General features: G+C 45.9%; 25 protein-coding genes, 1 pseudogene, 1 riboswitch and 1 other annotated feature. Of the genes and pseudogenes, 10 read left to right on the plus strand and 16 right to left on the minus strand.

Translation table 11 applies throughout. The features are described from left to right. Positions 1-213: 213 nt before the first annotated feature. From OJ16_RS01935 to OJ16_RS01955, 5 genes and pseudogenes are all read left to right on the plus strand, one after another. On the plus strand, positions 214-1,833 hold the full coding sequence (locus tag OJ16_RS01935) for an ABC transporter substrate-binding protein (protein WP_040986817.1): 1,620 nt from the start codon (positions 214-216) through the stop codon (positions 1,831-1,833). Continuing rightward, positions 1,833-2,795 carry an ABC transporter permease gene (locus tag OJ16_RS01940; protein ID WP_040986819.1) on the plus strand — a complete coding sequence of 321 codons (963 nt, stop codon included), beginning with the start codon at positions 1,833-1,835 and terminating at the stop codon, positions 2,793-2,795. Before OJ16_RS01935 ends, OJ16_RS01940 begins: the two co-directional genes overlap by 1 nt. Then, positions 2,782-3,653 (plus strand): annotated as a pseudogene (locus OJ16_RS01945) (ABC transporter permease subunit). Before OJ16_RS01940 ends, OJ16_RS01945 begins: the two are co-directional and overlap by 14 nt. Continuing rightward, positions 3,653-4,648 (plus strand): peptide ABC transporter ATP-binding protein, encoded by a 996-nt coding sequence (locus OJ16_RS01950; protein WP_040986821.1) that lies wholly within the window; start codon positions 3,653-3,655, stop codon positions 4,646-4,648. Before OJ16_RS01945 ends, OJ16_RS01950 begins: the two are co-directional and overlap by 1 nt. Continuing rightward, positions 4,645-5,430 carry a peptide ABC transporter ATP-binding protein gene (locus OJ16_RS01955; RefSeq protein WP_040986823.1) on the plus strand — a complete coding sequence of 262 codons (786 nt, stop codon included), beginning with the start codon at positions 4,645-4,647 and terminating at the stop codon, positions 5,428-5,430. The genes OJ16_RS01950 and OJ16_RS01955 overlap by 4 nt, the downstream gene beginning before the upstream one ends. A gap of 91 nt (positions 5,431-5,521) precedes the next feature. Here OJ16_RS01955 and OJ16_RS01960 read toward each other — a convergent pair whose 3' ends face one another. Further along, positions 5,522-6,427, minus strand: a complete 906-nt coding sequence (locus tag OJ16_RS01960; RefSeq protein WP_040986825.1) for a manganese-dependent inorganic pyrophosphatase — start codon at positions 6,425-6,427, stop codon at positions 5,522-5,524. A 234-nt stretch (positions 6,428-6,661) separates the two neighbouring features. On the opposite strand from OJ16_RS01960, the gene OJ16_RS01965 reads away from it, so the two are divergent. After that, the gene (locus OJ16_RS01965) at positions 6,662-7,867 is read left to right on the plus strand and encodes a putative manganese transporter (protein ID WP_040986827.1); all 1,206 of its coding nucleotides are present in this window, start codon (positions 6,662-6,664) and stop codon (positions 7,865-7,867) included. Between the two features lie 127 nt (positions 7,868-7,994). On the opposite strand, the gene hisIE is transcribed toward OJ16_RS01965, so the two are convergent. The 9 genes from hisIE to OJ16_RS02010 form a co-directional block, all read right to left on the minus strand. Then, positions 7,995-8,630, minus strand: a complete 636-nt coding sequence (hisIE, locus tag OJ16_RS01970) for a bifunctional phosphoribosyl-AMP cyclohydrolase/phosphoribosyl-ATP diphosphatase HisIE (RefSeq protein WP_040986829.1) — start codon at positions 8,628-8,630, stop codon at positions 7,995-7,997. Beyond that, positions 8,627-9,415, minus strand: coding sequence for an imidazole glycerol phosphate synthase subunit HisF (gene hisF / locus OJ16_RS01975; protein WP_005599588.1), 789 nt, complete (start codon positions 9,413-9,415; stop codon positions 8,627-8,629). The genes hisIE and hisF overlap by 4 nt, the downstream gene beginning before the upstream one ends. Beyond that, positions 9,397-10,134 carry a 1-(5-phosphoribosyl)-5-[(5-phosphoribosylamino)methylideneamino]imidazole-4-carboxamide isomerase gene (gene hisA, locus OJ16_RS01980; protein WP_040986832.1) on the minus strand — a complete coding sequence of 246 codons (738 nt, stop codon included), beginning with the start codon at positions 10,132-10,134 and terminating at the stop codon, positions 9,397-9,399. Before hisA ends, hisF begins: the two co-directional genes overlap by 19 nt. Before the next feature lie 12 nt (positions 10,135-10,146). Further along, the gene (gene hisH, locus OJ16_RS01985) at positions 10,147-10,761 is read right to left on the minus strand and encodes an imidazole glycerol phosphate synthase subunit HisH (protein ID WP_040986834.1); all 615 of its coding nucleotides are present in this window, start codon (positions 10,759-10,761) and stop codon (positions 10,147-10,149) included. A 9-nt stretch (positions 10,762-10,770) separates the two neighbouring features. Next, positions 10,771-11,844, minus strand: coding sequence for a bifunctional histidinol-phosphatase/imidazoleglycerol-phosphate dehydratase HisB (gene hisB / locus OJ16_RS01990; RefSeq protein ID WP_040986836.1), 1,074 nt, complete (start codon positions 11,842-11,844; stop codon positions 10,771-10,773). A 97-nt stretch (positions 11,845-11,941) separates the two neighbouring features. Continuing rightward, positions 11,942-12,982: a histidinol-phosphate transaminase gene (hisC, locus tag OJ16_RS01995; RefSeq protein ID WP_040986837.1), complete on the minus strand. Its 1,041-nt coding sequence runs from the start codon at positions 12,980-12,982 to the stop codon at positions 11,942-11,944. Beyond that, complete coding sequence (gene hisD / locus OJ16_RS02000; protein ID WP_040986840.1) at positions 12,982-14,283, minus strand: histidinol dehydrogenase; 1,302 nt, start codon at positions 14,281-14,283, stop codon at positions 12,982-12,984. The genes hisC and hisD overlap by 1 nt, the downstream gene beginning before the upstream one ends. A 4-nt stretch (positions 14,284-14,287) precedes the next feature. After that, a complete protein-coding gene (gene hisG / locus OJ16_RS02005; protein ID WP_006714239.1) occupies positions 14,288-15,184 on the minus strand; it encodes an ATP phosphoribosyltransferase in 897 nt (298 codons plus the stop codon). 50 nt (positions 15,185-15,234) lie between these two features. Beyond that, positions 15,235-15,371: a sequence feature (His leader region), on the minus strand. A gap of 214 nt (positions 15,372-15,585) precedes the next feature. Further along, positions 15,586-17,181, minus strand: coding sequence for a Na+/H+ antiporter NhaC family protein (locus tag OJ16_RS02010; protein WP_040986844.1), 1,596 nt, complete (start codon positions 17,179-17,181; stop codon positions 15,586-15,588). Between the two features lie 111 nt (positions 17,182-17,292). Then, positions 17,293-17,476: riboswitch (Lysine riboswitch) on the minus strand. A 513-nt stretch (positions 17,477-17,989) separates the two neighbouring features. On the opposite strand from OJ16_RS02010, the gene OJ16_RS02015 reads away from it, so the two are divergent. Beyond that, positions 17,990-18,397 carry an H-NS family histone-like protein gene (locus tag OJ16_RS02015; RefSeq protein ID WP_040986846.1) on the plus strand — a complete coding sequence of 136 codons (408 nt, stop codon included), beginning with the start codon at positions 17,990-17,992 and terminating at the stop codon, positions 18,395-18,397. A gap of 82 nt (positions 18,398-18,479) precedes the next feature. Here OJ16_RS02015 and OJ16_RS02020 read toward each other — a convergent pair whose 3' ends face one another. Then, positions 18,480-19,784, minus strand: coding sequence for an inosine/guanosine kinase (locus OJ16_RS02020; RefSeq protein ID WP_040986848.1), 1,305 nt, complete (start codon positions 19,782-19,784; stop codon positions 18,480-18,482). 92 nt (positions 19,785-19,876) lie between these two features. Next, positions 19,877-20,146: a hypothetical protein gene (locus tag OJ16_RS02025; protein ID WP_040986850.1), complete on the minus strand. Its 270-nt coding sequence runs from the start codon at positions 20,144-20,146 to the stop codon at positions 19,877-19,879. A 340-nt stretch (positions 20,147-20,486) separates the two neighbouring features. On the opposite strand from OJ16_RS02025, the gene mnmA reads away from it, so the two are divergent. From mnmA to purB, 3 genes are all read left to right on the plus strand, one after another. After that, positions 20,487-21,608 carry a tRNA 2-thiouridine(34) synthase MnmA gene (gene mnmA / locus OJ16_RS02030; RefSeq protein ID WP_040986852.1) on the plus strand — a complete coding sequence of 374 codons (1,122 nt, stop codon included), beginning with the start codon at positions 20,487-20,489 and terminating at the stop codon, positions 21,606-21,608. Positions 21,609-21,636: 28 nt separating this feature from the next. Next, complete coding sequence (gene hflD / locus OJ16_RS02035; protein ID WP_040986854.1) at positions 21,637-22,254, plus strand: high frequency lysogenization protein HflD; 618 nt, start codon at positions 21,637-21,639, stop codon at positions 22,252-22,254. Positions 22,255-22,405: 151 nt separating this feature from the next. Next, positions 22,406-23,776 carry an adenylosuccinate lyase gene (gene purB, locus OJ16_RS02040; RefSeq protein WP_040986856.1) on the plus strand — a complete coding sequence of 457 codons (1,371 nt, stop codon included), beginning with the start codon at positions 22,406-22,408 and terminating at the stop codon, positions 23,774-23,776. A 74-nt stretch (positions 23,777-23,850) separates the two neighbouring features. On the opposite strand, the gene OJ16_RS02045 is transcribed toward purB, so the two are convergent. The 4 genes from OJ16_RS02045 to OJ16_RS02060 are packed head-to-tail and all read right to left on the minus strand — an operon-like array spanning position 23,851 to position 26,805. Beyond that, entirely contained in the window at positions 23,851-24,426 is a 576-nt protein-coding gene (locus OJ16_RS02045; protein WP_040986857.1) for a DUF3833 domain-containing protein, read from the minus strand. Then, positions 24,426-25,031 (minus strand): chalcone isomerase family protein, encoded by a 606-nt coding sequence (locus OJ16_RS02050; RefSeq protein ID WP_082030201.1) that lies wholly within the window; start codon positions 25,029-25,031, stop codon positions 24,426-24,428. Before OJ16_RS02050 ends, OJ16_RS02045 begins: the two co-directional genes overlap by 1 nt. Next, the gene (locus OJ16_RS02055) at positions 25,009-25,551 is read right to left on the minus strand and encodes a DUF2878 domain-containing protein (RefSeq protein WP_040986858.1); all 543 of its coding nucleotides are present in this window, start codon (positions 25,549-25,551) and stop codon (positions 25,009-25,011) included. Before OJ16_RS02055 ends, OJ16_RS02050 begins: the two co-directional genes overlap by 23 nt. A 9-nt stretch (positions 25,552-25,560) precedes the next feature. Beyond that, complete coding sequence (locus tag OJ16_RS02060) at positions 25,561-26,805, minus strand: SAM-dependent methyltransferase (protein ID WP_040987124.1); 1,245 nt, start codon at positions 26,803-26,805, stop codon at positions 25,561-25,563.

Consider the following 26,805-nt stretch of genomic DNA (forward strand, 5'->3'; position numbering starts at 1 on the left):
GCGATGAATCCCCCTAAACCTCGATAAACTTGATGATTAGGGTGCATAAGCACCGCCAACACCGCCGCAATGTCAGGCTGAAAGGGTCTATATCGTTATAAATAATCACTACACCTTGACGATAACAAATCACTTTGAAAACAAACAGTAGTCAATGGAGTCTGGGTTCAGGCATAATGGGGAGTTCCGTTGTGCTTTAAAAGCCAAATTTATATGAAAGCATTCATACAACTCACTCTTAGCTTTTTTGCCGTAGGCATTCTCGCGGGATGTGGGGAAGAAATTAGTCACGAGAAAGTCCGTCAAAGCGGGTTTGTTTTTTGTGGTCAAGCTGGTCCTGCGACGTTCAATCCGCAATTGGTCGACAGTGGTATCACATCTGAAACACTCAGTGCGCAACTGTTTGATACGTTGCTGACGCTCGATCCCAATACCTATCAGCCAATTCCTAGTTTGGCCGAAAGCTGGCAAGTGAATGATGCCGGCACTGAGTACGTTTTCACTCTCAAAACGGATGTGCCTTTTCAAACGACCGATTGGTTTACCCCTTCTCGCACTTTAACCGCCGATGACGTCGTCTTCAGTTTCCGTCGAATCATTGATACCAATCACCCTTTTCACTCTGTAGGTGGTGGGCTTTACCCATGGTTTACTGGTATCGATTTTCATAATTTGTTAGTGGATGTTGAGGCGCTAAATAGCCATCAGGTAAAATTCACACTGGCATATCCAAATAATACTTTTCTGTCCAACATTGCCACCAGCCATGCCGTTATTCATTCAAAAGAATACGCCAATCAACTGATGCTTGCCGACGAATTGAATTTGATTGATAGCCACCCAATTGGAACCGGACCTTTTTACTTAGATGAACATCAAATCAATGATTTGGTTCGATTAAAGCGCCACCCACTCTATTGGGCGGGTGCCGCCAAAATGGAACAAGTTGTCTTTGATATTTCACACCGTGGCACCGGTACATTGGCGAAGTTACTGCGTAACGAATGTGATGTACTCAGTTCGCCACGCTCGAGCCAAATTCCAACCATTGAAAGCCATGACTCCATTGATCTCATTGCCAAGCCAGCAATGAACATTTCATTTGTGGCCGTCAATACCACGCATCCGGCGTTGAAAGATCCGCAAGTGCGTAAAGCGCTGAACTATGCCATCAATCGCCAAAATATCTTGGATTCTGTTTATTACGGTACGGGTAGCCAAGCCTATTCCGTGTTACCACCGAACTCGTGGGCCTATAACGGCGACAACATTCAAATCCGATATGACCGCAATTATGCCATCGCACTCCTACGTGAAGCGGGCTATGGCAACGGGCTCACCCTCGATATGTCGGTCACGCTAGAGCCGCGCTCGTACAATCCGAGCCCGCGTAAAACCGCAGAGTTAATCCAAGCCAATTTTGCCGATATTGGCATCACGTTAAACTTGGTGACAGATGATCGCTTCGATCGCTCAGACATCAATTCAAAACTGAACACCGATTTGCACCTCACCGGCTGGATTGCTGATACCGGCGATCCAGACAACTTTCTTCGCCCACTATTAAGCTGTGACTCAAAGCGAGCAGGCCTAAATGTGGCGAGTTGGTGTAACCCTGACTTCGACTTCCTTCTTGATCTCGCACTTGAAGTCGATAAGCCGCGTTATCGCCTAAATTTATACAAACAAGCACAAAACATTTTGAATGAAGAGTTCCCTGTGATTCCGCTTAACCATGGTATGCAATTTCAGGCTCACGACACGTCATTGAGCGGGTTTAAAGAGAGCCCATTTCACGCCAGACCTTATGATGAAGTAGAGAGGGTTAAATAATGCTGCTTTATACGATTCGTCGGCTGAATTTATTCTTTATCACGCTGCTCATTTTGACCATTATCGGTTATAGCTTGCTGCGGTTAGATCCCAATTCACATTGGGCAATGCAAGAATACTGGAGCGGTTGGACCACTTACCTTGGCGAGTTAATGCAACTCAATTTTGGGGTAAATAAAGCGGGTGCGCCTATTTTAGATGAACTTCGCGTCGTCTTTCCTGCCACGCTTGAACTGTGTCTGATTGCCTTTGTTCTTTCACTATTTATTGGGATCCCTATCGGAACCATCGCGGGCATGAAGCAAGGTAAATGGATTGATACACTCATTTCGTTTACCTCGATGTCTGGCTATTCTGCGCCGCTATTTTGGGTCGCGCTGATGATGATCATGGTGTTCTCTCTCAACTACGAGTACTTCCCTGTTGCCGGCCGTTATGACTTACTCTACCAAATTGAGCATGTCACTGGGTTTGCTGTCATCGATGCCTTTCTGACCACTGGCGAGTACCGCACACAAGCGCTACAGAGTGTTATCGACCACCTTATTTTACCGTGTCTCGTGTTAGCGCTCGCGCCCACGACTCAAGTGATTGGACTCATGCGCACTTCGGTTTCTGAAGTCATGAGTAAAAACTACATTCGAGCGGCACGAATCAAAGGTTTAACCACCTACGAAATCGTGACGCAACACGTTTTTCGTAACGCGATTCCTCCGATCATCCCGAAAATTGGCGTTCAGCTATCCAGTATGCTGACATTAACGATTGTGACGGAATCGATTTTCAACTGGCCTGGTATTGGCCGCTGGTTATTAGATGCGTTATCGAACCAAGATTATGTCGCGATTCAAGCTGGGGTAATTGTGGTGGCAACGCTGGTATTAACCGCGAATATTTTATCGGATTTGATTGGCGCGATGATCAATCCGCTGATAAGGAAAGAGTGGTATGCTAACCGATAACATTTATCAAGAAGAACGCATCCCAACTCAGTTTGAGCGTTTCTGGCGTAGCTATAAAGCGAACAGCTTGGCGATGTTTGGTCTGTGGTGTTTAGGCTTAATTATTCTCATTACGCTAATTGCACCCTGGCTAGCCCCCCATGATCCACAAGCTCAATCGGGTGAACTGCTATTGCCACCCTCTTGGAGCCCAGCGGGAACTGTCGAATATTTTCTAGGCACCGATGATCTTGGCCGTGACATCCTTTCACGACTGATTGCCGGCTCGCAGCTCTCTTTTGGTGCTGCGGTATTGATTACGGTTATTTCAGCAGTGATTGGTTGCTTTATTGGCATTATGGCCGGCATGACCAAAGGTCTACTCTCAAGTACCTTGAACCATCTCCTCGATACCGTCATGTCGATGCGATTATTTTTGTCGCCTTTTTAGGGTTCGGCGAATTCAATATTTTACTCGCGATCTGCTTGGCGCTTATTCCTCGATTTGTTCGTTCCGTGTACATCGCCGTTCACACCGAGGTAGAGAAAGACTATGTCATGGCTGCACGCTTAGATGGGGCCAACGATTTCTATATACTGTGGAACTCAATTTTACCCAACATATTGGTCGTCATTGCCAGCGAAGCAACATTAGCGCTCTCAATCGCCATTCTCGATATTACAGCACTGGGCTTTCTTGGCCTTGGCGCTCAAGCGCCGAGTGTAGAATGGGGCGCAATTTTGGGCGACTCCGTTGAATTAATTTACTTAGCTCCGTGGACCGTAACCCTTCCTGGATTAGCGATTATGTTTACAGTGATTACCGTCAACTTAGTCGGTGAAGGGGTACGACAAGCACTCAACGCGGGAATCGAATAATGCCTTTATTAGATATTCGACATTTAACCATTGAAATCGAAACACCTCAGGGCTTAGTCAAAGCGGTTGACCGCATGAGCCTGACGATGAATGAAGGTGAGATCCGCGGTTTAGTGGGTGAATCTGGCTCAGGTAAAAGCTTGGTCGCGAAAGCCATCGTCGGCGTGTGTAAAGACAACTGGATTGTCACCGCTGACCGAATGCGGTTGGGCAACATCGATTTGTTGCAACTCACACCCAGTGAGCGCCGTCGCGTGATCGCACGTGATATTGCCATGATTTTCCAAGAACCATCTACCTGTCTCGATCCCTCTGAAGAAGTGGGCAAACAACTGCTTGAGTCGATCCCGCGCCGTGCGTTTGAAGGGCGTTGGTGGCAACGACTGACTTGGCGTAAAAAACAAGCTATCGCTCTACTGCATAAAGTGGGTATTAAAGACCATAAAAAAATCTTGGCCAGCTACCCATATGAATTGACGGATGGTGAGTGCCAAAAAGTCATGATTGCCATGGCAATTGCAGCAAAACCGAAGCTTTTAATTGCAGATGAACCGACGAACGATTTAGACCCGATTACTCAGTCACAAATCCTACGCTTACTTAGCCGTATGAATCAGGTGCACAACACCAGTATCATGCTGATAGGTCATGACTTAACCACCATTACCCAGTGGGCGACACGTATCACGGTGATGTACTGCGGCCAATCGGTAGAATCGGCTGATACAGATAAGATTCTCGCGAAACCTAAACACCCGTATACCGATGCGCTGCTAAAGGCGATGCCTGATTTTTCTGAATGGATTCCGCATAAAGAGAAATTACAGTCACTGCCAGGAAGTATTCCCCCACTACAGCACCTGCCGATCGGTTGTCGTTTAGGGCCTCGATGCCCATACGCGCAGCGACAATGTGTCGAAATTCCAATGGCAAAACGCGTGAAAAACCATAAGTTTGCATGTCACTTCCCTCTGAATATGGAGAAGAAATCATGAGCGCTCTGCTCGAAGTCACTGACCTATCTAAAACCTTTACCACTCGTTCGGGTTTATTTGGTCGTAAAGAGCAACACGCGGTTAAACCGGTTAGCTTTACTCTTGAAGCCGGTCAAACGATTGGTTTTATTGGTCAAAATGGGTCAGGAAAGTCAACGCTTGCTCGCATGCTTGCGGGTATGGTGGAACCGAGCTCGGGTGAAATTCGCGTCAATGGCGATTTGTTGGAACACAAAGATTATTCCACACGCTGTAAGCTGATCCGTATGATTTTCCAAGATCCAAATACCTCTTTGAATCCTCGAATTCAGATTGGCCGCATCCTTGAAGGCCCGCTTAAGCGAAACACCAGCATGCCTCCAGAAGCGCGCATGAAACGAGTCAAAGACACCTTGTTACGTGTTGGCCTGCTACCTGAACATGCTTACTTCTATCCGCAGATGCTGGCAACCGGTCAAAAACAACGTGTCTGTCTTGCTCGTGCCCTGATTCTGCAACCATCGATTATTGTGGCCGATGAAGCCCTAAATGGTTTGGATATGGCGATGCGCTCGCAGATCATCAACTTGTTCTTAGAACTGCAAGAAGAGATGGGCGTTTCGTTTGTCTACGTGTCACAGCACATTGGCGTCGTGAAGCACATTACAGACAAAGTCATGGTGATGCATCAAGGTGAGGTGGTGGAAGCCGGCGATACTCAGCAAATATTGACCTGCCCTGAGCATCCAATCACTCAACGACTGGTGGAAAGCCACTTTAATAAAGCGCCTTGCTTCAAATAAGGGCTCTTTACCAGTACACACGGTGAGACTGACGAAAAAAAACCATCCAATCGGATGGTTTTTTACTATTTAGGACTCGTTAACGAACGGATTAAACCAATTCGTTTTGCAGCCAAGGCCAGCCTTGCTTCTTGCGGCTTAGCGTATTTTCCATCATTAGCATGCCGTCAACTTCGTGCTTAACAAGCTTCTCAGCCCATTCGCCTTTGTAAAGTAGACGAGTTTGTGCGGTTGTAATATCGGTTAGCATTACGGCAGCAAACGCTAGTGATTCTTCAGTACAACGACGCTCAAGATCCGCTTCTAGCGCTTCAATCATGCCATCAACTTGCTCTAGAGTCGCAAGCTCAACTTGACCAACAACAACATCACGACCATTGAAAGGGTAACCTTTCAGATCTTTCTCTACTAGCTCAGCAGCAGAAAGACCGTCGATGTCCGTTTTTGCAATCAATAGCTCTTTAATGAAGGTATCAACATCTTGCACATCCGCGATTTGAGCAAGCTCAGCAACCGCGTCTTTGTCTTTTTGAGTACAAGTTGGAGAAGCGAAGCCTACTGTGTCAGATAGAATCGCTGACATCATCAATTTAGCAATTTGAGGTTTGATCTCATGGCCTTCAATCTTGAACATGTTGAACAGTACTGTGTTAGTACAGCCTACAGGCCAGATCCAAGCTTCCATTGGGTTTACTGTCATCACATCACCTAGACGGTGGTGATCGACAATACCAAGAATTTCAGCGTCAGCCACGTCATCTGGTGCTTGTGCAAGATCTGAGTAATCTACTAGCCAAATTTGCTCACCAGCAACGCTTGTGCGTAGTTCTGGAGAAACGGCACCCGCCACATCTAGGATGTGTTGAGTTTCGCGGTTAATTTCGCCTTGGCGAATTGGCATAGCTTCAACGCCACGCGCTGTTAGCAGCTCAGTGGCTACGATTGCACTACAGATACTATCACTGTCAGGGTTCTTGTGACCTACAACTAAAATCATTGCTCTTCCTATTAAGTCTTGTTTCGTACCGCCACGTTTTACATCGTGGTTTTCACGCATTTAGTGTGATTTAGGCACTTTACTCACGAAAGTCGATACTTTACCTGATTTTTGTCATTTGTCATCGGTTTCAGCCAATCGCCATCAAAAAGAGAGTTCAATTTAATTATCTGTTGCAAATAATTATCATTTGCATATATTGATAATGAGAATCATTTTTATTGAGTGCCATGTATGAATCCCATTTCTATCTCACAACGTCCCGAGTGGCTATCGCTAGGCCAATTTAAATTGGCTTACAAACGTTTGTTATTGCCCGTCGTTCTTATTGCTCTTGTGATGACGGATATAACGCGAAATGTCACCGTCAATACGCTGTCCGATGCGTTTTGGGCAGTCTCCAGCTATGTGGCATTTACTTTAGCGATTTACCATTACGCATCCATATTGATGAGCAAAGAAAACAAGCTCATGGCACTCTATAACCGATCTCGTCACCATCAAGTCGCGTTTGCCGCGATTCTTGGTGCCCTGCCAGGCTGTGGCGGCGCGATTATTGTGACCACACAGTACGTCAGTGGCCGCGTAGGCTTTGGATCGGTGGTTGCCGTGTTGACCGCCACCATGGGAGATGCCGCCTTCTTATTGCTTGCCAGTAAGCCCGAGATTGGCTTTGCCGTCGTCGCGCTTGGCGTCGTGGTGGGTTGCCTTTCTGGGTGGGCGGTTAACGCCATTCATCGCGATGACTTTTTAAGACCGGAGCTCAAAGAGCCACTTCAACCCCATCGCCGTAACAATGAATCTCAGCAAACGCCATTAGAATCAAAAGCCATCAACCTACAAGGTACCTTTTGGAAAGGATTGCTGATACCCGCTACGATCATTGCCGGATTAGGCTCATTTCAAGTCGATATTAACGCACTATTCCATCTGCCTGACATGGGTATTGAGTGGATAGGAACTGCGCTTATTATCATCAGTATGCTGTTATGGGCGATGACTAAAGAGATCAAAGACTATGAGTCAACCGTTGCGGAAGACACCAAATGTATCGCCTCTCATCCGTTACAAAAAGCCGCGCAAGATACCAACTTCGTCACCGCTTGGGTTATCGTCGCTTTTATGGCCTTTGAGTTAACCACTTTCTTTGCCCAGATCGATTTACCGACATTTTTTTCTGGCTGGGGGGCGTATATGCCGCTAATGGGGCTCGCGGTTGGGTTACTGCCTGGTTGTGGACCACAAATCTTGGTCACTAGCTTGTATATTTCTGGCGCAGCACCACTTTCCGCACAATTGGCCAATTCAATCTCTAATGACGGGGATGCTTTGTTTCCAGCCATTGCATTGGCCCCAAAAGCCGCCTTAGTCGCGACCTTCTACTCGGCAATTCCAGCCTTAATCGTTGGCTACGGTTTCTATTTTCTCTTTGAGAGATAGAAGAGAGAAGAGAGAAGAGAGAAGAGAATAAACAGTACGTGTAAGAACCGAAAAACAAAAAACGAAAAGGGTTGCCAATCACAGCAACCCTTTTTAAACATTCTAAACAGCGGTTTTCAACAACGAATTATTGATGGCGTTCTTTCAGCTTGTTGATGACATCGTTCAGCGACAAACCTTGATCTTGAAGTAACACCAGTAAGTGGTAAATCAAGTCCGCAGATTCACACACTAATTCCGCCCTGTCACCCGACGTTGCCGCAAGCGCGACTTCAACGCCCTCTTCGCCCACTTTTTGCGAAATACGTTTGGTACCACGAGCGTAGAGGCTGGCGGTGTAGGATGAATCAGGATCGGCATTTTTACGATCAGCCAAGAGCTGTTCAAGCTGATGAAGCCACACCATTTGCGACTCTTCTTGCTTATCCGCATCCCAACAGGTTGTTGTGCCTGTGTGGCAAGTCGGCCCGGCGGGTGTCACTTTCACCAACAACGTATCGTTATCACAATCTAGTGCCGCATTGACCAATTTCAGCACATGACCCGAACTTTCACCTTTGGTCCATAGGCGCTGTTTAGTGCGTGAGAAAAACGTGACTTGGCCCGTTTCTCCCGTGGTTGCGAGAGCATCTTCATTCATGTAACCCATCATCAAGACTTGGCTAGAGAGAAAATCTTGTACGATAACCGGGACTAAGCCATCGACTTTTTGCCAATCAATACGCTCAATTAGGGCGTTCACATCGCTTGTTTGAAAACTCATAACTTCACCTCTACTGGCCTAGCTTCAACACCTTGGCGGATTAAATACTGCTTTAGCTCGCCAATATTAATCACTTGTTTATGGAACACCGATGCGGCAAGCGCGCCATCGACATTGGCTTTATCAAACGCTTCAGCAAAGTGCTCCATTGCACCAGCGCCGCCCGACGCAATCAGTGGTACATGACACACTTCGCGCACCATATTAAGTTGCTCAATATCATAGCCGTTGCGCACGCCATCTTGGTTCATCATATTCAATACGATTTCGCCCGCACCACGTTTCTGTACTTCCTGTACCCAATCACGAGTTTGCCACTGGGTTGCTTTGGTGCGCGCCTCATCACCGGTAAATTGATAAACCTGATACTGGCCCGTCTCTTTATCGTAATAAGAGTCAATGCCCACCACGATACACTGGACGCCAAACTTATCGGCTAAATCCGTAATCAACTGTGGGTTAGCCAGCGCTGGAGAATTAATCGACACTTTATCCGCACCAAACTCTAAAATGCGCGCCGCATCTTCCGCCGATTTAATACCACCAGCGACACAGAATGGAATATCAATCACTTCCGCAACACGTTTCACCCAGCTTTTATCGACCACGCGACCATCGCTAGAAGCGGTAATGTCATAAAACACCAGCTCATCCGCACCTTCTTGCGCATAACGCTGAGCCAATGGCACAATATCACCAATGATTTCGTGATTGCGGAACTGAACGCCCTTCACCACTTGACCATCACGGACATCGAGACATGGAATTATTCGCTTTGCCAACATGCAAACGCCTCCTCTGCGGTGAATTTACCATCGAGTAATGCTCGCCCCACTATCACACCCGCCACACCTGAACCTTTTAAGGCGGCGATATCATCAAGCGAGCCAATGCCGCCCGATGACTGAAATTGCACTTGCGGGTATTGCTGGCAAAGGTCGACATACAACTCAACGTTAGAGCCTTCTAATGTGCCATCGCGTGAAATATCGGTACACAACACGTGCTTAAGGCCCACGGTAAGATAATCATTAATCAAGGCTTCAATCGTCACGCCGGAGTCTTCTTGCCAGCCTGAAATCGCCACTTTACGCGTACCCTCGGCATCGATATTAATATCCAATGCTAAAACGATTTTTTCTGCACCGTATTTTTCCATCCAGCCTTTGACTCGATCTGGTTGTTTAACCGCCGTTGAGCCTACGACAACGCGTTGCGCCCCCGCTTCTAGCAAATCAACCACATCTTGTTCGCTGCGTACGCCACCGCCAATTTGGATCGAGGCGGGTGTGCTGGCCAGCAGTTTGGCAATCAAATCAAGTTGACGTGCCGTGGTGTCTTTCGCTCCGGTTAAATCCACCAAGTGCAACCAGTTAGCGCCCGCTTGGTGATAAAGGTTGAACTGCTCAGCCGGATCGACTTTGTATTCGGTTACTTGACCGTAGTCCCCTTGATAAAGGCGAACTACCTGTCCCTCAATTAGATCTAGCGCTGGAATGATCACAAATAATTCCCTTTATAAGTTTAAGAAGTTCTCAATAAGTTTTGAGCCCGCTTTGCTCGAACGCTCTGGGTGGAACTGCACACCGTAGTAATTACCACTTTGCACCGCCGCCGTGAACGGCTGACCATAATCGCATTCCGCAATCGTGTACTCGCCCACAGGCATCGCAAAACTGTGCACGAAGTAGAAGTATTCTCCCTCTTCGATGCCTTTAAATAGCGGATGTTCCGGTAGAGACTTAACGGTATTCCAACCCATATGAGGAAGGGGTAACGCGCCTGTTTCCATCCGTTTGACTTCTCCATCACACAGGCCCAAACACTCCACCTGTTGGTCGGCTTTTTGGCCTTTCTCTTGTGACGATTTACCAAGAAGCTGCATGCCAAGGCAAATACCCAGCAGCGGTTTCTCAACTTGCTTAACCAAGTTGATCAAATCGCGCTCTTGCAGGTTTTTCATCGCCTCACTCGCCGTGCCAACACCCGGAAGAAATAACTTATCTGCCGCCAGCACAACTTGGGGATCTTTGGAAATGTCTACCGAGAAGCCCAAACGCTCAATGGCGAATCTAACCGAAGACACATTAGCGCAACCGGTATCGATAATGACGATTTTTTGCTCGTTCATAACCACTCCTTACAATACGCCTTTGCTACTTGGTAGCTCGTTACCTTCCACTTTAATCGCTTGACGCAGCGTACGCCCAAACGCTTTAAACAAGCTCTCGATAATGTGGTGGTCGTTATCACCTGTTGATGATAGGTGTAAGGTACACGCTAGCGTGTCGGTTAATGAACGGAAGAAGTGCACCACCATTTCTGTCGACAAATCGCCCACTTGGTCGCGGCTAAACTTCGCATCAAATTTCAGGTACGGACGGCCAGAAAGGTCAAGCGCGCATTGCGCCAAACATTCATCCATCGGCAGGCTAAAACCAAAGCGGCCAATACCGCGCTTATCGCCTAGTGCATCTTTTAATGCTTGTCCAAGCGCTAATGCGGTATCTTCAATCGTGTGGTGATCATCAATGTGTAAATCACCTTCCACGGTACACTTCATTTGGAAGCCACCGTGAGTGGCGATTTGATCCAGCATGTGGTCAAAAAAGCCTAACCCCGTAGAGATCTCATTGCCGCCCTGCTCGTCCAAATTAACGAACACTTTAATGTCGGTTTCTTTGGTGGTGCGAATCACTTCTGCCACACGGGCTTTAACCGTCAGATCTTTGAGAATTTGCGGCCAATTCATCGTTTGCGGGTGGTACTGGATACCTTGAATCGCCATATTCTCCGCTAACTGAAGGTCTGTCTGGCGATCACCAATCACAACCGAGTGTTGAAAATCAACTTTGCCGTTTTGCAGATACTCTTTCACCATACCAAGCTTTGGTTTACGGCAAGAACAGTTTTGCTCTTCAAAGTGTGGGCAAATCAGCACGTCATCAAACGTCACGCCTTGTGATGCAAAAATTTCCATCATCATGTCATGGGGCGCATCGAAATCGGCTTGTGGGTAGCTCTCTGTTCCTAAACCATCTTGGTTAGTAACCATCACTAAACGATAACCCGCATCTTGCAGCGCAAGTAAACTTGGGATCACAAACGGTTCTAGTTTTAACTTGTCTAAACGATCAACTTGAAAATCCACCGGCGGCTCAACAATTAAGGTGCCATCACGGTCAATAAAGAGTATTTTTTGCTGCTTGCTCACTCGAACATCCTTATTTCTATTTTTACCCTCTTAGCTGTGCAAGAGGGTTTCCATTATTATTGCTATCCACACGCCTAACACTTTTTGGGCGGGGAGATTAAGCGTAAAAATTACGGATAAACCCGACCGTTTTTTCACACTCATCGCGGTTACCAACACTAATGCGCACGCAATTTTCTATCGGTGAATTACGCAGAATAATGCCGGTATCCCATGCTCCTTTAAACAGCGCATCACCATCACTAAACTTAACTAATAAGTAATTACCCCAGCCTTCAAATACTTCGACGCCCGCAATCATCGATAGACCCACTTGTAAGTAAGCACGGTTGGCATTGAGATCGAGCATTTGATATTTGGCGCGTGCAAGGCCCGCTTCAGAGAGTGCTTGAATGGCAATATCAGCAACCGGTACTGGTACTGGATACGGAGCAATCACTTTGAGTAAGACATTAATAATCTCTTCGCTTGCCAGAGTGAAACCACAACGTAAGCCTGCCAGTGCAAATGCTTTCGATAAGGTCCGTAAGATGGCCAGATTTGGATATTGTTCGAGCAAATCAACCGTCGACGCCTCAGGACAAAAGTCGATGTACGCTTCATCCATCACCACAATGGCGCGCTCTTTGGTCATTTCAAGCAGTGAGATAATGTCTTCACGTTTAACCAAATTACCGGTTGGGTTGTTTGGGCTACACACAAAGACCAGTTTCACGTTATCTAGGTTTTGCTCGATAGTGGCTAAATCTAATTGCCACTCCGCTGTTAAAGGCACGACTTTACGCGTCACGCCCATGGTTTCGGCACTGATGCCGTACATGCCATAGGTTGGTGGACAAAACAGAATCGCATCTTCATTGGGTTCACAGAAAGCACGAATGAGCAGCTCAATCCCTTCATCTGCGCCACGAGAAGTGAGCGTTTGTTCTGGCTTCACGCCAGCATAAGAAGCGTAAGCCTGAATCAGCTCTTTCGGCTGGCATTCGCTGTAGCGGTTAAGACGGGCAAAATCGGTCTTATATTCATTATTAAATGGCGATTCATTTGCGTTAAGCCATACATCACCGCAGCCACCAATACGGCGCGCTGATAAATATGGCGTTAGCTGTTGGACCTGCTTACGGGCTAACTTTTCCATTATGCTTCTCCTCGTTGAAGCAATTTTTCAACACGAATAGTCACCGCACGTTTATGTGCATCGAGACCTTCTGCCTCTGCCATGGTTACCACCGTTGGCGCCAATGCTTTTAAGCCTTCCGCTGACAATTCTTGCACCGTCATACGCTTAGAGAAGTCAGCTAAACCGAGGCTTGAATAGGTACGGGTATAACCGTAAGTTGGCAATACGTGATTAGTACCTGATGCATAATCCCCCGCAGACTCAGGTGACCAATCGCCTAGGAATATCGAACCGGCGTTATCCAGTAATGGCAACAACTCACGTGGATTTTTGGTTTGCACAATCAAGTGCTCTGGGCCATAAAAGTTTGAAATGGATACCGCTTGAGTGAGAGACTCAGAGATAATAATCAAACTTGATGCGAGTGCTTTCTCGGCAATATCCGCGCGAGAGAGATCTTTCAATTGACGCAAAACAGCGTCAGCCACTTGATCCGCAATCACCGGTGAAGGCGTGACCAAAACTACTTGAGAATCAGGGCCATGTTCCGCTTGGCTCAGCAAGTCGGAAGCAATAAAGTCAGGATCAGCCGTCTCATCGGCAATTACCAAGACTTCCGAAGGGCCGGCTGGCATATCAATCGCCGCGCCACGGAAATCATTACTCACTTGGCGCTTAGCTTCGGTGACATACGCATTCCCAGGGCCAAAAATCTTATCCACTTTGCTGACCGATTCTGTGCCATAAGCCATGGCCGCAATCGCTTGGCCACCACCAATGTTATAAACCTCGTCAATATTACATAGCTTAGCGACATAAAGGATTTCATCGGCAATCGGCGGAGGTGAACACAACACCACTTTTTGACAACCCGCTATTTGCGATGGCACGCCCAGCATCAATACCGTTGAAGGCAAAGGCGCGCTGCCGCCAGGAATATACAAACCCACATTTTGAATGGGACGCGTCACTAGCTCACACACAACTCCCGGCTGGGTTTCCACTTTAAGAGGCTGCGGCTTTTGCGCTTTATGGAACTTGGCAATGTTGCTATACGCTTGCTCAAGCGCTTGCTTCATGTTGTCCGTCAAACGCGCGGAGGCGTCATCAATTTCTTGCTGAGAAACACGAATCGAGTTTGGCGTCACACGATCAAACTTTTCCGTCAATTCTCGTATCGCCGCATCGCCCTGTTGACGAACTTGAGCAATCACTTGCGAGGCTGCCGCCGTAATATTCGCCCCTTCCGCAATCGCTGGGCGCTCTAATACCGCATCTTGCTGCGTTTCACTTAGAGATTGCCATACCACTGTTCTCATTGGCTTACTCCATCATTTTTTCAATCGGCAGCACTAGAATAGAACTCGCGCCTAACTCTTTAAGCTGTTCCATGGTTTCCCAGAAGAGATTTTCGGTACTCACTAGGTGAACAGCCACTTTTTGCTTATCCGCAGACAGCGGTAATACCGTTGGGTCTTCCGCACCAGGCAATAGCGCTTTTACTTGCTCTAAACGATCAACGGGTGCGTGCAGCATGATGTACTTTGATTCTTTGGCTTGCTGTACGCCTTGCATGCGCGTCAGCAGTTTTTCGATCAGCGCTTGTTTATCAGCCGCAAATTCACCCGTACGTTGAATCAAGGTCGCTTTCGAGCGGAAAATAACTTCCGCTTCTTTTAGGCCATTCGCTTCAAGGGTTGCACCGGTTGAAACAAGATCAGCAATCGCATCCGCTAAACCCGCACGAGGTGCGACTTCAACAGAGCCCGTTAGCATACAGGTTGAGAATGGAATACCTTGCTCATCCATATAGGCTTTCAGCAGGTGTGGGTAGGTCGTGGCGATACGCTTGCCCGCGAGATCTTGAGGGCCGGTGTATTGTTGGTCTTTATTGATGGCAATCGATAAGCGACAGCCGCCAAAATCGAGGCGACGCAGTTGCAGAAACTCGTTCGGTTCACCCAATGCTTTACGGTCTAAACGCACTTCTTCAAGTTCATTTTCGCCGATAAAACCCAAATCAACCACACCATCCATAATCAGGCCTGGAATATCATCGTCACGAACCAGTAACAAATCAATCGGCATATTTTGCGAATGAACCACTAAGCGTTCACCCATAATGGTAAATTTAACGCCACACTGTTTCAGTAATAACTGACACTCTTTGCTTAGGCGACCTTTCTTCTGTATTGCGATTCTTAGGCGTTGTGTCTGCATTGCGATATCCCTGTGCAAATTTTGATAATTTTTGGTTTCAAGCCACTAAAATTGAAAAACCCTCGGAAGATGTGAGTCTCCCGAGGGTTAATTCTAAAAATCTTTTGATCTTAGCCTCCGGGAATTTCCTGTCCCCCGGGTATGCGTTCATCTCCCGAAAGACTACATTGGGTGATGGTGATGATGGTTGTTCATAACACTATTTCGCATACTGATTAAGCTCTTCAATTCCGCTTGGTTGATAACCACACTAACTAAGCCATTAACTTTTTTCAACCTTTAATTTAAGTTTTTTGCAACGCTCCGCACACAGCTTTTCTATTTATCATTATCAATGACTTATCAAAGATACAAAAAAGGAGAGCATGAGCTCTCCTTTTTTAGGCAATGGACGAATTTAATTAGTTCGTGGTCATTTTTGCTTTCGATAAACTATTCAAGATAAAGCAAACAATAACGAACGCAGCACTACATGCCGCTAAAGAGAATAGCAGTGAATCTGTCATGCCCAACACAATAAAGCCGATGCATGAGATTAACGCCACCGATAGCGCATAAGGAAGCTGAGTGGTAACGTGATCAATATGACAACAACGCGCACCGGTCGATGACAAAATCGTCGTGTCTGAGATTGGTGAACAGTGATCACCAAATACCGATCCCGCCAGTACCGCGCTCAACATTGGTAGCATCAAAGCAATATCAGTACTGCCAGCCATGTCGCCCGCAATTGGAAGCATAATGCCAAACGTACCCCATGAACTGCCGGTCGCAAATGCCATCACACCAGATAACAAGAACAGAATAACAGGCAACCAATGTGGATCCACGTTACCTTGTGCCATTGTAGACAGGTAGCTACCCGTTTTCATGTCACCGATAACGGTACCAATTGACCAAGCAAACACCAAGATCAAGATTGCACCAAACATCGATTTTGCACCAATCACGAGTGTACGCAACACTTCAGCGGCAGGAAGACGTTGGCGAATAACCGTAATCAATGCCACGATCAGACCCACTGAGCCACCATAGATAAGTGAAATGCCGACGTTGGTATTTTCAAACGCACCTAACAACGCAAATGGCTTACCACTTTCAGCCAATACTTGGCCACCGGTATAAAGCATTGACGCTACCGTCGCGACAATAAGGAGAACAATCGGTAAAATCAGGTCAAGCACACGACCTTTGTCGCTTTCGCGAATATCCAATTCTTCATCAAGCGAACGAGCTTCTTCTAATTCATCGGTTTGCTTTTCATCATCAAAGCCACGGCCTTGAGAAGCGGCAATTTCATGCTCACGCATTTTACCCACATTCAAACCAAACCATGACACCGCAAAAACCATTAATAGCGCGAAGATGGCGTAGAAGTTCATTGGCACAAGACGCATGTAAGCACCAAGCGCTGAATATTCAGTAATACCGTGCGAAACCAAAATACCGCTGATGATGGTCATAATATACGCACCCCAGCTTGATGCTGGCATCACCACACACATTGGTGCAGCAGTCGAATCTAGGATATAAGCCAATTTAGCGCGGGATACATAGAAACGATCAGTCACAGGGCGAGAAATGGCACCTACTGCAAGGCTGTTAAAATAGTCATCAATAAAGATGAAAATACCTAAAAATGCAGCCAGTAGCTTCGCGCCACGTTTGCTTTTGATGCGCGATTGAGCCCAATCGGCAAATGCACGCGTACCACCAGACAATGTCAGCAGCGCCGTCATCATGCCCAGCAACAACAAGAAGCCAATAATACTCATGTTGCCTGCGTTTAACGCGCCATCTTCAATGAAAACACCGAATACCGTATTTTTCACGTAACCTGCCGCGCCACCGACTGAATAATCAGCCAATAAAACCGCACCCAATACGATACCAGCGCCCAACGACAGCAACACGCGACGGGTTAGAATGGCAAGACTTAAAGCCACTACCGGAGGTAGCAGTGATAAAGGGGATGTAGCAAAATCGATTAAATTCATGATCTTCAAAAACCAGTAATAATTGGTTAGAGATCTACTGCAGACGCATAGACTAAAAAGATAGCCCATACATTCAAAAGTTAGCGATAGGAAAGTGAATACTTGTCCCTAGCCTACAGTAGCGCTCCATAGTTATACAAATAATAGACTATGGCAGTGTTGCCCCTATTCGAGTGCAACCCCAGCAAGCTGTTTTGATTTACAAGCTCACTTCGGCGGAAAAGACCTTTTACGTTTATTCATTGGCATCACCCCAATAAACGCGACTCATTCATTCCGCTCCTCTACCGCATTAGCAAAAGATAGTACTAAGTAAGATTACTCTTAACATAGTATTAACCAAGCTAACGCATCAGGTGACGGTCATTGTACTTAACTTAAACATCATTTCAATACATCAATCTAAACTTTTATTGGTATTTTTATCATTCCACTAAAACGCGTACCGCATTTTTTAGCAAAAGAAAGAGTAAAACACGCGCATGAACTGCATCGTATTTAATCGTCTATTGTCATTTCCTGGTGAATATTCGCCGCGTATACATTGGTATAATTTATAAAACGTTCTATAAATAGAATACTATTTCCATTCTTTACTAGCATATATGAAACCACGCACTAAACTTAGAGTGATTGTAAATCTATAATGCTCAAAGGGGATGCTAGGACAGAATGTGAAGTGAGCTTAAAATATTTTGTTATCAGCCTTTTTTAAATTAAATTTTATCTGATTTTATATTTTTGAATTGTAATATCTACATGATCGGATTAACATCCATTTATCGCTTAATTATATTGGTATAATTTTATGTCGGAATTAACAAAAACACTTTTAAACATCCGTAGCCTACGTGCCTTCTCTCGTGAGCTTACTCTAGAGCAATTAGAAGAAGCACTAGAAAAACTATCACTTGTTGTATCTGAGCGTAAAGAAGCAGAAGAAGCGGAATCAGCAGAACGCGCAGAACAAGAAGCAAAATTGGCCGCTATTGCAGAACAAATTGCAAAAGACGGCATTGATGTTGAAGCTCTAATTAGTGCTCTTGCTGGCGAAACAAAAACGAAAGCAAAAGCTAAGCGCGCACCACGCCCTGCTAAATATAAGTATGAAGATACTAACGGCGAAGAAAAAACGTGGACAGGTCAAGGCCGCACACCTTCAGCTATCCAAGCTCTGCTTGATTCAGGCCGTAAGCTTGAAGAGTTTTTAATCTAGTCATTAGATTGTAAAAAAGGCGCCTTATTTAGGCGCCTTTTTTTATGCTAACAATACCCACAAAGTAGTAGGCATTATTCTTTTATCTTTCCCAGTACGCTTCTTCTAAGCTGTCTTCTCGCTCAGGTAAACCACGAGATAAACGCGGAGAGTGCTGTACTAATACTTCGTAGCTTGCACGGTTCGAATATTTACACACTTGAGAGAATGACGAATAAGTCAAATATGCGTGTGCATGCTTGCTTGAGTTAGGTACATTTTCTCTGTGGTATTTATTTGCCGCCATATCATGCAATAATGCTGATAACGCCGCATCCCCTGCACCATTGGTATTTTTGATCTTTTCTGGGCCACCCATATAAGGCGAAATATGTGAATACACTTTAATAGGATCTTCACACAACGCTTTTACTGCTGGGCGACTGAATTCATATCGGTTAAATTCAGCAATGCAACCTGGTAGCAACGGCAGTGAGGTTTCACGCTTCGCGTTCTCTTCCGTATAGCCAGCCATATAAAGACCAACTGGACCTGCAGTACACAATACCAAATCAACCCAATCCAGCGCTTTATCTGATGCCGCCAGTGGATCTGCCTCACCCGTTAGCGCTTCTGCTTCATCTTCGTTCATCGCAACCACAGAGACATGATCACGCAAGAAGTCTTGCCAGAATTTAGGATCGTCTTGAATAACGAACTTAGTGCCCAGTGTTAATACCACCGGTACATCGTGCTTCTTCGCGTATTCAATGGCGCGCATTGTTGCTTCTGGCATCGGGTCGCCTGGTTTACAGCGAACAAGATAAGCCGTTAATACAAGCGCAGAGGCATTTTTGAAGATTTTTTCAGGAATATTATCTGGATGAAGTTGATTCATCTGACCTTCGCTGATTGCAAACGTGCGTTCGCCATCTTCAGTAATCAGAGCAAAACAACGGCCAATCGCACCATCAACACCTTGTAGGTAGTTCAGATCCATACGGCTCGAGGTATTGCACAAATAACGATAGCCATAGCTACCAATTTTAATATCTTGGCTCATAACGCCCAATAGCGTTGAACGGTCATCCGCTAACACTGAGTAGTTATGTAGCGTATTGCCAATCGTACCACCCGCGTATTCGTTGGTAATAAGCGCTTGGTCTTTTAACTCGTTATAGAGTGTTTCTGCCGTTTGGTCATCAATAACCAGTGAGTGTCCCTTACTCAGTCCGTATTTTTCAATCAGCTCAGAACCCACCTTTGCTTCAATGTCCACCAATGTTTGGTCGATACCAATGATATGGGTGCGAGACATCTTCTTGCTCTCTTGCGCTTGGCTTACCAATGGGTCGCGAGCATGGACGGGAAAATAGTGCTTCGATTTACGTTGACCAGGAAATTTCATAACTATGATTCTGATTAAGGGATGACAGGAGGGCGGATTCTACCGCGCCATGGAAAGCGCGGCAATAACTGGGATTATAGCAAACGGTTGCGTTACTCGCCTTCCATAAAGTAAAGGTCAGGAAGGCTATCTAAATGCTCAGAATAACGCTTCAAATTAAATTCTCCGCCATTTTTCATCACGTCAAAAATCTCAATCGAAACGGCGCAAGCCATCATCGCGACCGCATCATCACGGCTTGTACCACTCATTCGTAAGCGCATTAGCGTTTCAGTGACCTTCACTGGATTGCGATCTTCAAGTTGATTCTCAATCACTTCAATCAGATCCGCTTCTTGTAATACTTGGTTTTCATCTGTCACAGGGTTGTACCTTAAACTTTGCACTTGAATTTTCGCCACTATGCCATATATAGAAAGTGAATACCCCTACTAGTTATCAATGCGCCCAGGTTACCGATACCGCTCTACGGCGAGTCAGTACTTGAAATGCCGAGTGGCACTTGCTCATTGACTCAATCGACGTAACCAACAGGGACACAACGATAAATAGGACGGGGATAACGTTAATAATTGACGCAGATTATTTACACAAAGTGGTTAAAAACCCTCAAATTCGAAGTGTGATTTCGATCTCGGATCTGTCACCGCGAAATGCTTTCTGTTAGAATCTGCCTCCAGTAAATTTTTGTGGTGTTAAGCAATGTCTGAGAACTGTATTGACAACAGTCAAAAGAAAGTCATCGTTGGTATGTCTGGCGGTGTTGATTCATCGGTTTCTGCGTATCTTCTAAAAGAGCAAGGCTATCAAGTTGAAGGCCTTTTCATGAAGAACTGGGAAGAAGACGACAACGAAGAATACTGTACCGCGGCCCAAGATCTCGCCGATGCACAGGAAGTTTGTGACAAGCTTGGCATCCATCTGCACAAAATTAACTTTGCGGCAGAATATTGGGACAACGTGTTCGAGTACTTCCTTGAAGAATACAAAGCGGGCCGTACTCCAAACCCAGATATTCTTTGTAATAAAGAAATCAAGTTTAAAGCGTTTTTAGAATACGCTGACGAAGTGCTTGATGCTGATTACATCGCAATGGGTCACTATGTTGATCGCTCTTTCCCACAAAACGGTGAAAAACCGCAAATGCTACGTGGTAAAGACAGCAACAAAGACCAAAGCTACTTCTTGTACACACTAAGCCATGAGCAAGTTGCACGTAGTCTATTCCCAGTGGGTCACATTGAGAAACCAGAAGTTCGCCGCATTGCGGAAGAGCAAGGCCTCATTACTGCGAAGAAGAAAGACTCAACGGGCATCTGCTTTATCGGCGAACGTAAGTTTACCGACTTCCTAGGCCGTTATTTACCCGCACAGCCAGGTAAAATCGAAACGCCTGAAGGTCAAATCATTGGTGAACACCAAGGTTTGATGTACCACACACTGGGTCAGCGTAAAGGCCTGCATATTGGCGGCCAAAAAGGCGGCGGTGGTAATGAAGACCCATGGTACGTGGCAGAAAAAGATCTGAAACGTAACGTATTGATCGCTGTACAAGGTGCAGACCACCCACTTTTGAAATCTAATGGTCTGGTTGCATCACAATTACACTGGGTCGATCGTACGCCAATCAAAGAAGCGCTAAAATGTTCAGTGAAAACACGTTATCGTCAAAGTGACATTCCGTGCACCATCATTCCCGTTGATGATAACACCATCAAAGTGATTTTTGACGAACCACAAGTCGCGGTAACCCCAGGGCAATCCGCTGTATTCTACCAAGGTGATGTCTGTCTTGGTGGTGGTATCATCGAACAACGCATTTAACAGACGTATAATTTAGGAGTAACTCTACGTGGCGAACACTCTTTACGACCGCACAATTGCATTTGCCGGCATTTGCCAAGCAGTGGCTTTGGTTCAGCAAGCAGCAAAGGACGGTCAGTGTGACTCAGACGCGTTTGAAACTTCATTAAAAGCGATTCTGAATATCAGCCCAAGCAATACCCTTGCGGTATTTGGCCAAGAAGCCAATTTAAAACTTGGGCTTGAGTGCCTAGTTCAAGGCATTGACAGCACACCAAACGGCAGTGAAATTACACGTTACATCATCAGTCTTATGGCGCTTGAGCGCAAACTAAGCGCCCGTAACGATGCAATGTCTCAGCTCGGTGATCGCTTAAAAATGCTTGAACGCCAAACCGATCATTTTTCGTTAACCGACGATCAAATGATGAGCAACCTTGCCAGCGTTTATCTTGATGTAGTAAGCCCAATCGGGCCTCGAATCCAAGTAACGGGCACCCCATCAATATTGCAACAATCAGGAAACCAACACAAAGTACGCGCCTTGCTGCTTTCAGGGATCCGCTGTGCCGTATTGTGGCGCCAAGTGGGTGGCAAGCGTCGTCATCTCGTTTTTGGTCGTAAAAAAATGGTTGAGCAGGCTCAAATTCTACTCGCTCGAATGTAAATACGAATAAATCTATCGCTCGCGTTCATTGCGGGCGGTTTTTTTTGACTAACACACCCCTTGCGCAAACGTTTGCGCAATGTTCGTGACAATAACGTCAGTTATTGGTATAAAGCTCACGAAATTTAGAAAATCAATTCAGGAGAACATCATGGAGTTGTCAGCACTGACTGCTGTTTCACCAGTAGACGGCCGTTACGGAAGTAAGACGATTGCGTTACGCGAAATTTTCAGTGAATACGGCCTATTAAAGTACCGTACGATCGTTGAAATCCGCTGGCTACAAAAGCTTGCCGCCACTGCTGAAATTGCAGAAGTTCCAGCATTCAGCGCACAAGCGAATCAATACCTTGATGATCTAGCGGCGAACTTCTCTGAAGAAGACGCGCTACGAATCAAAGACATTGAACGTACGACCAACCACGATGTAAAAGCGGTAGAATACTTCCTTAAAGAGAAAGTAGCAGGCGTACCTGAACTGCACGCAGTGAATGAATTTATCCACTTTGCTTGTACTTCTGAAGACATCAATAACACGTCACACGCTCTTATGCTTAAAGAAGCTCGTGAAACGATTATTCTTCCTGAAATCCGCAATTTGATTGATGCCATCAGCAAACTTGCTGTTGAGTACCGTGATATTCCTTTCCTATCACGTACCCACGGTCAACCTGCTTCGCCTTCTACCATGGGTAAAGAAATGGCGAACGTTGCGTACCGTATGGAACGTCAATACAAGCAAATCGAAAACGTTGAGATTCTGGCGAAAACAAACGGCGCAGTTGGTAACTACAACGCTCACCTTTCAGCTTACCCAGAGCTTGATTGGCACAAATTTAGCGAAGAATTCATCACTGAATCACTTGGCGTGACTTGGAACCCATACACAACTCAAATCGAACCTCACGATTACATCGCTGAGCTATTTGATGCGGTTGCACGTTTCAACACCATTCTAATCGATTTCGATCGTGACGTTTGGGGCTACATCGCACTGGGTCACTTTAAGCAAAAAACGATTGCTGGCGAAATCGGTTCTTCAACCATGCCGCACAAAGTAAACCCTATCGATTTTGAAAACTCAGAAGGCAACCTAGGTCTTGCGAACGCCGTGTTTGGCCATCTTGCGCAAAAACTGCCGATTTCTCGCTGGCAGCGTGACCTAACTGACTCAACGGTTCTTCGTAACCTGGGTGTGGGTGTGGGTTATGCGATCATCGCTTACACTTCTACGCTAAAAGGCATTAGCAAACTAGAAGTAAACCGTGAAGCGCTGCTTGCTGAACTAGACCGTAACTGGGAAGTATTGGCTGAGCCTGTACAAACGGTTATGCGTCGTTACGGCATCGAAAAACCATACGAGAAGCTAAAAGAGCTGACTCGTGGTAAGCGCGTTGACGGTGAAGCAATGCGTGCTTTCATTGATGGCCTTGAATTGCCTGAGCATGAAAAAGCACGTTTGAAAGAGATGACACCAGCAAACTACATCGGCCAAGCAATTGAGCTGACGGACAAACTGTAAGCACTCTTTGTACGCCATTTAGGCTTACGCGAATGTAAAAAAAGGCTTTCTTCGGAAAGCCTTTTTGTTGGGTGTCATTTGCTGATCTTATCTTGCTTATGCGTTATTTGGATTTTGGTGGGGGTTGGGGATTTTTGGAAGAAAATCGTTACTTGACCCACCTCGACACCAAACTTGCTGATTTTGGTGATGTTAAAAAGATGATTATCATCTTGACGGTATAGCCAATCATCCATTGATACCACAGTAGAAGAATCGCCATAAGGCAGGATTAAGTCATATTGCCATTGCATCGCATTGCCACGCTCTTCACCCAATGCAATGCCGACCACGTCCCCTGCGGTGCCTTGATATTTCTTTTCAGACAGCTTATCGATTTGCCACACCCGACGCTGCGTCTCACCATCATCAAAAACAAAATCTTCTTCCAGTGTGAGACGGTTTTCAACCACCTTACCAACAATCACGACTTCAAAACGTCGAGTCTGTTTGCCACTAAAATCTTGTACCATGCCCCATGCGATAACAGAACCTGAAAAGTATTCGAATAAGTCAAAACGACGCTCACTGTCATCATAATCCTCAAGCTGAGCACCACATCCAAATAAAAGGCTGCAAAATAGAATGGTGATAGCGAATTTTGTTTTCATTATTTTATCCCTATGAGTTCACGCCTTAAATCCGCGTATTCTGTCTCCGGAGACAACCAAATTGCCAAGAAGGCGTCATTCAATTGTTCATCATCAATGCGCCCAAGTAACCGATCATTTGGCAACCCCACAGAATAGTAGAATTGGCCGATCTGCCCATTCGTAACGTAAGTCAGCTGCTGCCCTTTTTTCACACTCGGAAAAATAGTGCCCAGCCGATTTATCCAATCTTTCGCTTGCGCTTGGTCATAGCCAAGTTTGAGCCACTGATCGTACGTCGCATCCAGTAACTGCGCCTGGCTGATACTGCGTTGATATTCAATATTGAGCGCTAAGGGATGCGGGCTGAGATCTTGGCTTATTTCATATTGTCCGCTCGGAGTGAGTAACGTTGAGGTATAGACATCAAAAAAAAACACACTTAATTGAGCTTGGCCTACGGGTTTCCATGCTTTCCAATCATCTTGGCTAATCACTCCAGCGATCCCTGTCGCGGATGCAGTAACGCAGTGAAAAAACAAAAAAGTGCCGGTTAATAAACGTAACCAATACAGGCCGATTTTGGATAGGCTGAATCGGACCCTAAGCCCTGCTTGTCTTTTCATCTTTTAACATCCTTACGCACAACATCGTCACCGCGGTCCAACCAATAAAAAGCCAGCCGAGCGTTGGGAGTAAGGCGTAGCCAAACGTCACCGCATCGAGTTTCGATCCCGCCCAATAGCTCAAGCTGCCCGATATGCCCCCCATCATAGATACGAGCGCTAAAGGATAACGACTCACTATGGGGACTAAAAACTGCACATACCACATGAAAATGGCCCATAACGCCATGAGCCAGAGGGGAAGAACACTCCTCTTGAAATCACTCCCTAAGTCATTCTCGACACCACTCTCGAAAACGAAGACACCGATTTGCTGATTCAACACATCGAAGCTAATACCAATTAAGCAAAGTAGCCCCCACTTACGCCATTGGAGCCATCGATATTTCGCGCTCACACCGAGGGTTAAGAGCACAGCGGCAACGGTCAACCATTGCCATTTATCCGCTCCCACTACCGCGAGAAACCACGTAACTTGAAACCAGGTCGATACCAGCAGAAACCGTTTAAACTCGCTCACGCGTGGCACCTAGGGCCTTTGAAAGGTCATGTGCACGGTACTGATGGTTTTCGCGCGAAAGCCCCCCTCGCAATAGCAGAAATAGTAGTTCCACATTCTGATAAAGCGCTCATCAAAACCAAGCGTCTTAACGGTATCCAAGTGCTGGTTAAACGCCTGACGCCAACAGTGAAGGGTTTGCCCATAATCTTCACCAATGTCGAACAAATCACGCACAACCAAGTCACTGTTAGTTGTTGCTGCTTGGGTTAACGCGGTGATCGACGGCAAAAAGCCTCCGGGGAAAATATATTTCTGAATAAAGTCGACACTATTGCTGTAACTTTTGTAGCGTTGATCCGCAATGGTAATCGCTTGTATTGCCATCAAACCTTGAGGTTTGAGCAAAGACTGACATTGACGAATATACGAAGGCAAAAACGCTTTACCAACGGCTTCAATCATTTCTATCGAGACCAATTTATCAAACTCACCGGTTAACAAGCGGTAGTCTTGTTTTAATAACGTAATTTGCGACGACAAACCCAACTGCTCTATTTTGTCTTTTGCGTAATCAAATTGAGCATCTGATATCGTCGTCGTGGTGACTTTACAGCCGTAAGTTTGCGCCATGTAAATCGCCATTGCGCCCCAACCGGTCCCAATTTCAATCACATGATCCGTCGCTTTTAATTGCAATTGTTGACACAAACGTTCCATTTTATTTATTTGTGCTTGCGCGAGAGAGTCACTCGGAGACTGAAACAGAGCCGACGAATACAGCATATTTTCATCAAGAAAGGTCTGGTATAACTCGTTACTCAAATCGTAATGCGCCGAAATATTTTTCTCCGAATTCTCCACCGTATTTCGGTTTAACCAATGATTAAATTTATTTAATAAAGTAGAAAGAAAGCTGCTGCGATTCTCAATGGTATCTAACGCGCCCATGTTCAACGCCATGAGTTCCATAAGAGCCGTCAAGTCAGGTGTCTCCCACCATCCATCCATATAACTTTCCGCCGCGGCAATACTGCCGCCCTTCAATAAGCGACTGTAGAAGGCTGGATTTCTGACAATAATGACCGCAGCAGGCTGACCAGATTGTGGCTCGCCAAATCGCTCACGCTGCACCACATCCCCCACTGCAAATTCTTCAACAATGCTCAATGTGCCTACAGACAATTTATTTAGGCAACTAAACGCGATACTGCGCGAGGTTTTATCTAACGTACTCAGCTGCTTAGGAAAGTCTAAAGTTTGAGTGGTCATAAT

It is taken from the genome of Vibrio renipiscarius, from assembly GCF_000827885.1.
GTDB classification, from domain to species: domain Bacteria; phylum Pseudomonadota; class Gammaproteobacteria; order Enterobacterales; family Vibrionaceae; genus Vibrio; species Vibrio renipiscarius.